The sequence below is a fragment of the Pelagibacterium sp. genome, from assembly GCF_965249125.1.
Taxonomy (GTDB): Bacteria; Pseudomonadota; Alphaproteobacteria; order Rhizobiales; family Devosiaceae; genus Pelagibacterium.
The window spans coordinates 3,214,123-3,225,867 of record NZ_OZ252217.1; the positions used below are offsets into that span (position 1 = coordinate 3,214,123).

At 61.4% G+C, this 11,745-nt stretch carries 11 protein-coding genes; 5 read left to right on the top strand and 6 right to left on the bottom strand.

What is annotated here, in order from left to right; all coding sequences use genetic code 11:
* Positions 1 to 89: 89 nt before the first annotated feature.
* Positions 90 to 1,904 carry a translation elongation factor 4 gene (lepA, locus tag ACP148_RS15595; protein ID WP_421952126.1) on the bottom strand — a complete coding sequence of 605 codons (1,815 nt, stop codon included), beginning with the start codon at positions 1,902 to 1,904 and terminating at the stop codon, positions 90 to 92.
* Positions 1,905 to 2,031: 127 nt separating this feature from the next.
* On the opposite strand from lepA, the gene ACP148_RS15600 reads away from it, so the two are divergent.
* Positions 2,032 to 2,781: an extensin family protein gene (locus ACP148_RS15600; RefSeq protein WP_421952127.1), complete on the top strand. Its 750-nt coding sequence runs from the start codon at positions 2,032 to 2,034 to the stop codon at positions 2,779 to 2,781.
* A 3-nt stretch (positions 2,782 to 2,784) separates the two neighbouring features.
* On the opposite strand, the gene ACP148_RS15605 is transcribed toward ACP148_RS15600, so the two are convergent.
* Both ACP148_RS15605 and ACP148_RS15610 read right to left on the bottom strand, forming a co-directional pair.
* A complete protein-coding gene (locus ACP148_RS15605; protein WP_425033568.1) occupies positions 2,785 to 3,654 on the bottom strand; it encodes an SMP-30/gluconolactonase/LRE family protein in 870 nt (289 codons plus the stop codon).
* A gap of 50 nt (positions 3,655 to 3,704) precedes the next feature.
* Positions 3,705 to 3,887: a hypothetical protein gene (locus ACP148_RS15610; RefSeq protein ID WP_421952129.1), complete on the bottom strand. Its 183-nt coding sequence runs from the start codon at positions 3,885 to 3,887 to the stop codon at positions 3,705 to 3,707.
* Positions 3,888 to 3,980: 93 nt separating this feature from the next.
* Between ACP148_RS15610 and ACP148_RS15615 the strand changes: the two genes are divergently transcribed.
* From ACP148_RS15615 to ACP148_RS15625, 3 genes are all read left to right on the top strand, one after another.
* On the top strand, positions 3,981 to 4,904 hold the full coding sequence (locus ACP148_RS15615; RefSeq protein ID WP_421952130.1) for a LysR substrate-binding domain-containing protein: 924 nt from the start codon (positions 3,981 to 3,983) through the stop codon (positions 4,902 to 4,904).
* A gap of 38 nt (positions 4,905 to 4,942) precedes the next feature.
* Entirely contained in the window at positions 4,943 to 5,923 is a 981-nt protein-coding gene (gene mbfA, locus ACP148_RS15620) for an iron exporter MbfA (protein WP_421952131.1), read from the top strand.
* A gap of 228 nt (positions 5,924 to 6,151) precedes the next feature.
* Positions 6,152 to 7,015: a LysR family transcriptional regulator gene (locus tag ACP148_RS15625; RefSeq protein ID WP_421952132.1), complete on the top strand. Its 864-nt coding sequence runs from the start codon at positions 6,152 to 6,154 to the stop codon at positions 7,013 to 7,015.
* Here ACP148_RS15625 and ACP148_RS15630 read toward each other — a convergent pair.
* A complete protein-coding gene (locus ACP148_RS15630; protein WP_421952133.1) occupies positions 7,010 to 7,492 on the bottom strand; it encodes a DUF2306 domain-containing protein in 483 nt (160 codons plus the stop codon). The genes ACP148_RS15625 and ACP148_RS15630 overlap by 6 nt on opposite strands.
* 104 nt (positions 7,493 to 7,596) lie before the next feature.
* Here ACP148_RS15630 and ACP148_RS15635 point away from each other — a divergent pair, with 104 nt between their 5' ends.
* Complete coding sequence (locus ACP148_RS15635; RefSeq protein WP_421952134.1) at positions 7,597 to 8,394, top strand: LytTR family DNA-binding domain-containing protein; 798 nt, start codon at positions 7,597 to 7,599, stop codon at positions 8,392 to 8,394.
* 135 nt (positions 8,395 to 8,529) lie between these two features.
* Here the strand turns inward: ACP148_RS15635 and infB are convergent, their stop codons facing one another.
* Together infB and ACP148_RS15645 are read right to left on the bottom strand one after the other, a co-directional pair.
* Positions 8,530 to 11,130 (bottom strand): translation initiation factor IF-2, encoded by a 2,601-nt coding sequence (infB, locus tag ACP148_RS15640; protein WP_421952135.1) that lies wholly within the window; start codon positions 11,128 to 11,130, stop codon positions 8,530 to 8,532.
* On the bottom strand, positions 11,127 to 11,717 hold the full coding sequence (locus ACP148_RS15645; RefSeq protein WP_421952136.1) for an RNA-binding protein: 591 nt from the start codon (positions 11,715 to 11,717) through the stop codon (positions 11,127 to 11,129). Before ACP148_RS15645 ends, infB begins: the two co-directional genes overlap by 4 nt.
* Positions 11,718 to 11,745: the final 28 nt, after the last annotated feature.

The following is an 11,745-nucleotide window of genomic DNA, read 5'->3' on the forward strand; positions in this document are numbered from 1 at the left end:
AGTTTTTAGCGACCCGTCTTGAGGGCCGACCAAAGGACGACTGGACCTTATGACACCCGACATTTTTTAATTCAGACAGAAAATCTGGATCAGTCGTCCATCTTGAGTGCCTTGATGAAAGCTTCCTGGGGGATTTCGACCTTGCCGAACTGGCGCATCTTCTTTTTCCCCTCTTTCTGCTTTTCGAGCAGCTTGCGCTTTCTGGTCGCGTCGCCGCCATAGCATTTGGCGGTCACGTCCTTGCGCATGGCGCGCACTGTCTCGCGGGCGATGATGCGCCCGCCGATGGCGGCCTGGATGGGAATGACGAACAGGTGCGGCGGGATCAGGTCCTTGAGTTTTTCGCACATCTGGCGGCCGCGATGCTCGGCCTGGCTCCGGTGCACCAGCATCGAGAGCGCATCGACCGGCTCGGCATTGACAAGAATGCTCATCTTCACCAGATCGCCGGCCCGGTAATCGTCGAGCTGGTAGTCGAAACTGGCATAGCCCTTGGAGATCGATTTCAGACGATCGTAGAAATCGAACACTACTTCGTTGAGCGGCAGATCGTATTCCACCATGGCGCGTTGGCCGACATAGCTCAGATTGGTCTGGATGCCGCGGCGATCCTGGCAAAGTTTCAAAATCGCGCCCAAATAGTCATCGGGCGTCAGAATCGTCGCCTTGATCCAGGGCTCGCGGATTTCCTCGATCTTGACCGGATCGGGCAGGTCGGCGGGGTTGTGCAGCATGACTTCGGTGCCATCGGTCATCTGAATCTCATAAACCACCGAAGGGGCGGTGGTGATGAGATCGAGATTGAACTCCCGGCTCAGCCGTTCCTGGATGATTTCGAGGTGCAACAGTCCCAAAAAACCGCAGCGGAACCCGAAGCCGAGCGCGGCCGAGGTTTCCATCTCGAACGAGAAACTGGCGTCGTTGAGACGCAGCTTGCCCATGGCCGCCCGCAGATCGTCGAAGTCTGATGCATCGACCGGAAACAGTCCGCAAAACACCACGGGCTGGGCCGGGCGGAAACCGGGAAGCGGTTCTGCGGTGGGCTTTCTGTCATCGGTGATTGTATCGCCGACATTGGTATCGGCCACTTCCTTGATCGAGGCTGTAAAAAACCCGATTTCGCCCGGCCCAAGTTCGCCCACTTCCACCAGTTTGGGGGTGAAAACGCCCACACGGTCGAGCTCATAGGAAGCGCCCGCCTGCATCATGCGGATCTTCTGGCCCTTCCTGATACGCCCGTCGATCACCCGGATCAGCACGACGACGCCCAGATAGAGATCGTACCAGCTGTCGACCAGCATGGCCTTGAGCGGCGCATTTTCATCACCCTTTGGTGAGGGCAGGCGTTCGACGATGGCGGCCAGAACCTTGTCGATCCCCAACCCGGTCTTGGCGGAGATTTCCACCGCGTCCGATGCATCGATGCCGATCACGTCCTCGATCTGGGTCTTGACGCGCTCGGGTTCGGCGGCAGGCAGGTCGATCTTATTCAATACCGGCACGATCTCGTGGTTCACCTCGATGGCGTGATAGACATTGGCCAATGTCTGCGCCTCGACGCCCTGGGCGGCATCGACGACCAGCAGCGAGCCTTCGCAGGCGGCGAGCGAACGGTTGACCTCATAGGCGAAGTCGACATGACCCGGAGTATCGATCAGATTGAGCACATAGTGCTCGCCATCGGTGTGCTCATATTCGAGCCGCACGGTCTGAGCCTTGATGGTGATACCACGCTCGCGCTCGATATCCATGGAATCGAGCACCTGTTCTTTCATCTCACGCAGATCGAGCCCGCCGGTGAGCTGGATCAGGCGGTCGGCAAGCGTCGATTTCCCGTGGTCGATATGGGCCACGATGGAAAAATTGCGGATGCGGGAAAGCGGGGTCTTCTGCGGTGTTTTCATGGGGCCGCTGATAGCAGCAAACCCGGCGTTTCGGGAAGATGGTTTGTGCGCGGTTAACGTGAGTTTTGGCAACATGTCGCGCCTATGGGCGTTGCATATGCATCCCAAGCGCCTCCCGGAGCCATAAATGACCCGCATCGCTGTGCTTTTCTCGCTGTTCCTGCTCGCCACGATGCCGGCATCGGGCCAGGAACCGCAGGCCGAACCCCCGCTGCCCCAGCCGCGTCCCGATGGGCTGGGCAGCGATAATGCGGATAGTGAAACTCTTGTCGCCGGGCCCGATGCGGAAGACGCACCCGAAGGTGAGATCACACGCGTCTATCAGGCTGCCTGTCCGGCCCTGCTGACTGGTTCGGTCATCGGGGAGATTGTGCCGCCGCTCTCGGAGGGCAGTTGCGGGCTGCAAAGCCCGATTGCGATTTCAGCCATCCGCGTCAACGGACGCGAAATTGCACTATCTGGCACCCCGGTCACCAATTGCACAATGGCCACCGCCCTTGCCGATTGGGCCGGCGAAGTGGGGGCCTACGCAAGCGCGGTGCTCGACACCGAAGTCAAAAATCTTGCCACTGGACCGGGCTACACCTGCCGCCTGCGCAATGGCGCGGATACGGGGTTCGTGTCCGAGCATGGTCTGGGCAACGCAATCGACATCACCGCGATAAATTTCGCCGATGGGACAACCATTTCAGTGCTTGATGACTGGAGAGCGCTGCCGGCACAGCCAGCAGCTAAATTCCTGGGCTTTGCCCATTCGGCGGCCTGCGGGCGGTTCACCACGGTTCTCGGCCCCGAAGCCAATTCCGAGCACGAAGACCATTTCCACTTCGATCTGGGCTGCCACGGCCAGAGCTGCACAGCCCAGATATGTGAGTAAGGATTACTCGGTCAGGCTGAACGCGATCAGGGCTCCCTGCTGCAAATGGGGAACGAGCACGGTCGAATCATAGGCAGATATATCGGCGCCGCCGGAGCCCACATTGGCGAGTTCCACAGTCTCGCCGTCCTGCCAGCCATAGATGGCACCGGTCGGGTTATCGTTGAAGATGATGGTGTCGCCGATAACAGCAACACCATCGATGGCGCCGATTTCAGTCGCCCCGTCGAGCGGGGTTACGCCGGTTCCGTCCATATCGACACCGTACAGTCCGCCGGGCACACCAAAGGTGAAGTTCTCGCCCATATCGGCGCCCATCGAACCGACGATGACCTGCCCGTCATGGGCCAGAAGCCCGTTGGGGAAGGTCATACCCTCGTCGGGCCCGAACCAGATGGAAGCCTCGCCGCCTGCGTAGCGCCAGATGGTCTGGTTGAACATGTCGGAAATGTACACATTGCCGCCCTGGTCCGCCGTGACGTCATTGGGAAACGCCGCGCCCTCCATCGTGACGGTTTCGACCAGCGCGCCGTCGGCCAGCGAAATGATATGGAAGCCCATATTGTCGGCAACGAACAATTGTTCGCCGACGATGGCCATGCCGCGCGGATCCTGTAGGCCGGTCACCCATTGCTCCTCGACCATCTCGCCATCGGGTGAAACGAGCGACAGGTAGCCGTTTTCGCCGGCCTCGGCGCCCATGGCAACCATGTTGCCGACGATAATCCGGTCGTTGGCGGCGTCGTAAATCACTGATTCAGGCATCTGGAGTCCTTCCAGCCGCCAGGTTTCAGTCAGTTCCATGCTCAGGGCGGGCAGTGCAAAAGTCGATGCGGCACAGGCCGCCAGAAGGGCGAGCGACAGGTTTTTCATGGGTTTTCTCCTCATCCGGGCGCCATCAACCCGACGCCAGCGGTCAAACTTTAGCAATCTGTCGGCGTCCTGTCATGTGCCGCCATAGGGGAATTGGTTTCACGGGACGGATGGTAAGCCGGCAGATCGGCCAGGGTATGCAAATCGAGATGGTCGAGCGTTTCGGGGCCGCTCTGCCGCGTCACGGATTGGGGTTCGGGTTCGGTCAAAAACCGGAAGAATGATTTCAGCATTTGTCGTAACCTTCTTATATGTATCCCACATAATCTCCCGATAAATCGGCAATTCCCATCGACAACTTCTGCGCTATGATTTAGAAAAACTATATGAGAGAAGCACCCTCTATTCCCTTCAATGCCCTCCATGCCCTCGTTCTCGTGGCGCGGCACGGGGCACTCGGCCCAGCCGCCGAGGCGCTCGGAGTTACGCCCGGCGCGGTCAGCCAGCATATTCGCCGGGCCGAGGATCGGAGTGGGCTGGCCCTGTTTGAGCGCACGCCCAAGGGGCTGGTGCCCACCCGCGCGCTGCTTGAGGTTCTGACCGATCTCGATACCGGGTTTACCGCTTTGACCCGCGCGCAAGCCGGCCTTATGGCGCCCTCGCGGGACCGCAATCTTCTGACCGTTACAGTGGGCAATGTTTTTGCTTCGCGCTGGCTTATCTGGCGACTGGCCGATCTGGGCGCCACCCATCCCGAGATCGAACTGAAACTTCTGACCACCGGTGCCCTGGTTGATCTTGGCCGGCCCGATGTCGATTGCGGCATCCGGTTCGGCGCCGGCGACTGGCCCGGCGTTGCCGCCGAGCCGATCGGCACCCATGCGGTGTTTCCGGTCTGCGCACCCGCGCTGGCCGAGCGGCTGAGGACCCCGGCCGATCTGGCCCATGTCCCTGTGATCATGGATCAGGCATCGATGCTGTCCTGGCCCGACTGGCTGGCGACCGTTGGCCAACCCGACCTGAAACTCTCGGGCCCCACCATCTCCGACCCCGCCCTGGCGTTCGACGCGGCTATCGCCGGTCAGGGCGTGCTGCTGGCGCTTGGCATCATGGCAGACTACGGGCTGGAACGCCGCCAGGTGGTCGCCCCATTCCCCACCATCACCCATTCGAAATTCGGCTATTGGTTTGCAACCGCAAAGGGCCGCGGTCTTCCCGCCCGTACCCGAAAGTTCCGCTCATGGCTGCTTAGCCAGATGAATGCGTGCGAAACGGCGACACAAAAGGTGGTTGCCAGACGGTCGTTATAGTTTAGAATAATTCTAAACTATTTGATCGGTACCCTTTCATGCTGTCCGCCTTCCGTCCTGTCCGCCGCGATTTTTCGTCCCTGTCCGAGAGGGAAATTCTTGCCCTCGCCATATCGTCCGAAGAGGAGGATGGTCGCATATATGCCGCCTACGCCGAGCGCTTGCGCGAGGATTATCCGGCCAGCGCCGCAATTTTCGACGGCATGGCGGCTGAGGAGGACCACCACCGGCGCCTGCTGATCGACCGCTACGCGACGCGCTTCGGCCCCTCTATCGTACCGATCCGGCGCGAGCATGTGCGTGGCTTTTACACCCGCAAGCCTGTGTGGCTCATGGCTGAGCTCGATCTGGACGCCGTGCGCAACCAGGCCCGCGACATGGAGCAGGACGCCGCACGGTTTTATGCTGAAGCCATCAAACAGACCGAGGATGCCGATACCCGCAAATTGCTGGGCGATCTCGAGCGCGCTGAGCGCGGGCACGAACACAAGGCAGAAGCGCTTAAGGATGCCCATCTCGACACCGAGAGCCGGGAAGTTGAAAAAACCACGGCGCACCGCAATTTCGTTCTGACCTATATCCAACCAGGGCTTGCCGGGCTGATGGACGGTTCGGTCTCCACCCTCGCGCCGATCTTTGCCGCCGCCTTTGCGACGGGCGACACCTGGTCGACCTTCCTGATCGGTCTGGCCGCTTCAGTGGGCGCGGGGATCTCAATGGGCTTTACCGAAGCGGCCAGCGATGATGGGCGCTTGACCGGTCGCGGTTCGCCCATCAAACGCGGCTTTGCCTCGGGCATCATGACCGCCGTTGGCGGGCTGGGCCATGCCCTGCCCTATCTCATTCCTCATTTCTGGACCGCCACGACAATCGCCATGGCCGTGGTTGTCGTCGAGCTCTGGACCATCGCCTGGATCCAGAAGCGCTTCATGGACACCCCCTTCTGGCGTGCCGTCCTGCAGGTGGTTCTGGGCGGCTCACTGGTCTTTGCCGCCGGCATCATCATCGGCAATGCATAGATGAAACGCACCCCGCCGGAGTGAGGGCGGGCGGCTGCGGCTTCCCGACACCGCGATCGATCTCCAGCCTATCGGCAAGCTTAACCCTCGCCCCTCGGGGGAGAGGGTGGCCGGCAGACCGGTGAGGGGGCCTTGAGCGGCAACGCCTCTCGCCCCACCCCGTCCGGAACCGCGATGATGAGAGATGCCGCCATTGCCCATCCCTCCACCATGTTTCATAATTGAAACATGGATTTGTCCTGGGATGATCTTCGACTGTTTCTCGACGTCGCGCGGCTCGGCGGGCTGTCGGCGGCGCGCGCAACGACGGGGCTGAGCGCGGCGACGCTGGGGCGGCGGGTCACGGCGCTCGAACGCCAGATCGGCGAAACGCTCTTTGTGCGCGCCCGGACCGGATTCACGCTCACCACTGCAGGCGAAGCGCTGCTCAAGCGTGCCGAGGATGTCGAAGCCGCCATGCGGGCCGTCACCCATTGGCGTGACGGAGCCATCGGCGCGCGAGTCGTGCGGGTGTCGGCAGGAGGTTGGACCACAGACTTTCTGGCCCGGCACATCGAAGAGCTCTGGTCACCAAATGACGGATTCCGGGTCGAGTTCGTCACCGCCTATGAGAAGGTCGACATCGGGCGCCGCGCCGCCGATATCGGTATCCGCAGTTCAGCGCCCACCGAGCCCAGCCTGGCAGGCCGCAAGCTGACACCGGTCGCCTATGCGCTTTATTGCGCGCCGCGCCTTGTGGCGGGCGTGCGCGACGGGCTGTTCGTCGGGGTTACGGGCCCGGCCGCCGGAACGGCCTCGGCCCGCTGGCTGCAAGCCCATCACGGCGATCGCATCGTTGTCAGCGGCAATGATGCCCATTCGGTGCGCGAGCTTGTAGCAGCGGGCACGGGGCTCACCGTGCTCCCCTGCTTTATCGGCGACGCCGATCCCCGCCTTTCGCGCATAAGGGGCCCGATCGCCGAGCTGGCCTCGCATCAATGGCTGATCCTGCACCATGAGGAGCGCCACAGTCCGCCGGTCAGGACGCTCGCCGACCGTATAGTTGGATTGATCCAGGCCCATTCCAAACTCTTTGCGGGCGATATCTCATAGGGCCGCACGGCGGCGCTGGTAGTAGAGCGCCACCAGAATTGCCCCAATACCGAGCCCGGCCAGCAATGCGGTCGCGCCTCCATCGGCAAACACCACCTGATGCATGATGCGCCCGGGCAGGAAGGTGAACAGGCCCGCACCGATCAACCCGCCGCCATAGACCGAAATCATCGTCGTGCGGTGCATTCTGACATCGCCGGCCCGAATGGCCTGCCAGCCGCCCCACAGTCCGAACAGGGTGAAAAGCGACAGAATATGGATGGGACCATAGGGGCCGAGCAGACGGATTTCAGAGATAAGGAACGATGAGAGCGAAACTCCGATCATAAGTGCGATCCAAATCCGGCCCAGCGCTTTGTGGAGAGACGTGCCCTTGCGCCAGAATAGCATCAGGGTTCCGATCAGAAGCGCGAGCACCGCGCAGGCGACGTGAAGCTGAATGGGGAATGAAGCATGGGTGAGGGCTGTTGCATCCATTGGACGGCTCCGGCATGTAGTCTGGGCGTAAGACACGTGTGCACCGAGTGTCCAAAGGGCGTCAGAGTCGCAAGCCCGGATACGTGAACCAGGAATTTGCCTTCGTGAACGACAGTCCCATTCATTTCACGCTTCGCCAATTGCACGGTGTTTTTTCCAGTCCGCTGGCTTGGGGCATCATGGTGGGAGTTGGGGTAATCGCCGGAATTACCGGGCCTTTTTCGACCTTCGAGCATCTGGCGCCGGCCCCACGTATCGCCTATTGGCTGCTGATCGTTGTGGGCAGCTACGGGGCTGGCACCATCGGGGCAACACTTGCCCAGGCGCTGATCCTGCCGCGCGGTGGCCCGCTGATCGCGCGTATCGCCGTTCTGGGCATCGGGTCGTCGATTCCAGTCACAGCAGCAGTCGTTTCGATAAGCTGGCTGTTCTTTCCCGACCTGAGCGATACCGGGCTAAGCCTCTTAGAACTCTACATCTATTGCCTTTTTATCGGTTTAGCGCTGATGGGTGTAATAGAAGGGGTGGTTGAACCGCAGCTTGAAAGGCGGAAGACGCAAACGGCGCCCGAAACGGCGAAAATGCCGAAAATTCTCGACCGGTTGCCAAAGGATATGCGGGGATCCCTGAGCCATATGTCGATGGCCGATCACTACGTGGAAGTCCATACGAACAAAGGCAAGTCACTGATTTTGATGCGCCTTTCAGACGCGATCGGCGAGACCGAGGGCGTAGAAGGCCTCCAGATCCACCGCAGCCACCGGGTTGCGAGAGCCGCCATTGCAGCCGTCAGACGTGTCGACAATCGTGTGGTTGTCGAACTTGCGACCGGGGAGCGTCTTCCTGTCTCGCGCAGCTATCTGGCCACCGTACGCGCCCATGAAAAAGGCGCCACCCGATGAGCGGCGCCTTTTAATATTAGAGTGCGTCCAGAAAAAGTGGAAACGGTTTTGCGGTTCGGACGCGCGACAAAACAAGGACTTAGATCAAACCCGCGATTCGAAGAAAAGCGGATTTGATCTAGAGGCTTAGCGCCGTTACAGCGTGCGCTGAACCTTTTCGACGCGATAGCATTCGATGACGTCGCCGGGGCGCATGTCTTCGTATTTCTCGAACGCCATACCGCATTCCTGGCCGGACTGGACTTCCTTGACCTCATCCTTGAAGCGCTTGAGCGTCGAGAGCTTGCCTTCGTGGATAACCACGTTGTCGCGAATGAGACGCACGCCGGCGCCACGCTCGACCATGCCGTCGGTAACCCGGCAACCCGCAACCTTGCCGACCTTGGAAATGTTGAAAACCTCGAGAATTTCGGCGTTGCCGATAAAGGTTTCCCGCACCTCGGGGGCCAGCATCCCGCTCATCACACCCTTCACGTCGTCGATCAAGTCGTAGATGATGTTGTAGTAGCGGACCTCGATGCCTTCGCGCTGCGCCAGATCGGCGGCTTGCTTGTTGGCACGCACGTTAAAGCCGATGATCACCGCGCTGGACGCCGTTGCCAGCGTCACATCGGATTCTGTGATCCCGCCCACGCCCGAATAAAGAATCTGGGCCGACACTTCGTCGGTCGAGAGCTTGTTGAGCGCGGTAACGATCGCTTCGACGGAGCCCTGCACGTCGCCCTTGATAAGCAGCGGGAACTTGGCGATGCCCGAAGCTTTCAGCTGGTTCATCATCTGCTCAAGCGAGGTCGCGCCGCCACCGGCGGTCTTTTCACGGATGACGCGCTGACGGTATTCGGTGATCTCGCGGGCACGGGCCTCGCTTTCGACCACGGCGAAACGATCACCGGCATCGGGAACGCCCGAGAAACCAAGCACTTCGACCGGGGTTGAGGGACCGGCCATCTTAACCTGTTCGCCCTTGTCGTCGATCAATGCGCGGACCTTTGCCCATTCATTGCCGGCCACCACGATGTCGCCGACGCTGAGCGTGCCGCGCTGCACCAGAACGGTAGCAACGGCACCACGGCCCTTGTCCAGCTTGGATTCGATGACAAGACCCTGGGCCGGGCCGTTTTCGGGCGATTTGAGTTCGAGTACTTCGGACTGCAGCAGCACCGCTTCAAGCAGACCGTCGAGATTGGTCTTTTTGAGAGCGGAAACTTCCACGTCGAGCACTTCACCGCCCATCGATTCCACGAAGACTTCGTGCTGGAGCAGATCTGTGCGCACCTTGTTGGGATCGGCACCGGGCTTGTCGATCTTGTTGATCGCCACGATCATCGGAACACCCGCCGCCTTGGCGTGCTTGATCGATTCGACCGTCTGGGGCATCACCGCATCGTCGGCGGCCACCACCAGGATGGCGATGTCGGTGGCCTGCGCGCCGCGGGCCCGCATGGCGGTGAACGCCTCGTGGCCCGGAGTGTCGAGGAAGGTGATCTTCTGGCCGTTCTTTTCGACCTGATAGGCGCCGATATGCTGGGTGATCCCACCGGCTTCGGTCGAGACCACGTTGGCTTCGCGGATCGCATCGAGCAGCGAAGTCTTGCCGTGGTCGACATGGCCCATGATCGTCACAACCGGCGGCCTGTTGACCAGATCGCCCGCGTCGTCATTGTCGATGTCGTCGAACAAGCCACCTTCCACGTCGCTTTCGGCAACGCGCTTGACCGTATGGCCCATTTCGGTGGCGATCAGTTCGGCGGTATCGGCATCGATAACGTCGTTGATCTTGAGCATCTGCCCCTGCGCCATCAAAAGCTTGATGACGTCGACGGCACGTTCGGCCATGCGGTTGGCCAGCTCGGCCACCGTGATCGCTTCGGGGATGGTGACTTCGCGGGCCAGCTTGGGCTGGGCAACCTTGGTGTTGCGGCCCATCTTCTTATTCTGGCGCCGACGCATGGCAGCCAGGGAGGGGCCGCGCCGATCACTGTCGTCCAGCGCCGAATTGACGTTCAGGCGCCCGCGAGAATTGGAATCACGGCGCACAGGTGTGGCGCTCGGACGCGGTGCGGCGTTGCGCTTGGCGCGTTCGAGCTCATCCTTGTCGACAAGTGCCTTGGGACCGGGAGCCGCGCGGCGGCGAACACGGTCATCCTCGCCTTCACCCGGAGGCGGCGGGGGCGGCATATCGGGCTGGGCAGCGCGCGGACTGGGCTTGGCGACCGGCTTGGGACGAGCAATGCCGGCCTTAACCGGCACGATCCCATCCAGTTCGTCATTGACCGCTTCCTGGGCTTTGGCGGCTTCGACTGCAGCCGCACGGCGTTCGGCCTCTTCGCGCTCAGCCTTGCGGCGGGCATCGATCTCGGCGTGGCGCTGCGCCTCTTCTTCAGCCTTGATCCGGTCTTCCTCGGCACGAGCCGCCGCTTCGCGCAGGGCGCGCTCACGGGCCTGGTTCTCGTTTTGGGTAAGACTGGCCGAATTGGCGTTCTGACGCGGACTGGCCGGTTGCGGACGTCCGCCCGGACGGGAAGGCTGTGGCCTGCCGCCGCCGGATGTGTTGCCGCCCGATTGCTGCGGCGCGCCCGTACCGGGCCCACCCACGCGGCGGGTGCGCTTTTCTACTACGACGGTGCGTGAGGACCGCGACATGCCGGGCCGTGCGCCAAGATTGGGCGCGCCCTTGAGGGTCAGGGTCTTTTTCCCCGAGCCCGAATTGTCGCTGGTCTTGTCCTTATCGGTCATATGGTGCCGTCTTCTTCTCTGTCTGTGGCGTTGAAATGGGCAAGCCGATTTGCCCGTTCAATCACCGAATTTGCCGCCGCGCCGGGAGTCAGCGCAGCGTGTATCACATTTTCGAGCCCCAATGCCAAACCCAATTGGGTCGACGAGAGAGATTCAATATGGACCAGCCTGTCAGCGACCTCGCCGCGCCGGGCCCATTGCAGCATTTTGCGGCGTCCGTCGGGGGCGGCATCGCTGGCGGTAATCAGCGCGCCCACCTGCCCCGACTGAAGGACCGAGGCGACTTTGGCGGCGCCTGTCACCAAGATGCCTGCCTTGCGCGCCAACCCCAGTGCGCCCGTCAGGCGTTGTTCTAACCGGGTCCGCACCAGTTCTGCAAGGTCGGGCGGCACCGACACATTTTCCTTGAGGCTTCGCGCAAAAACCTTTTTGCGCACCGCCTCATTGACTGCATCGGCAGAAAGGGTGACCCAGACGCCGCGGCCGGGAGCCTTTGCGTCAACATCGGGTGCCAACACCCCGTCGGGGGAAACCGCGAAGCGGATGAGCGCGGAGGCGGGTTTTTCTGTCCGCGTGAGCGCGCACATCCTCTCTACATCTTTTTCGCGGCCCAAT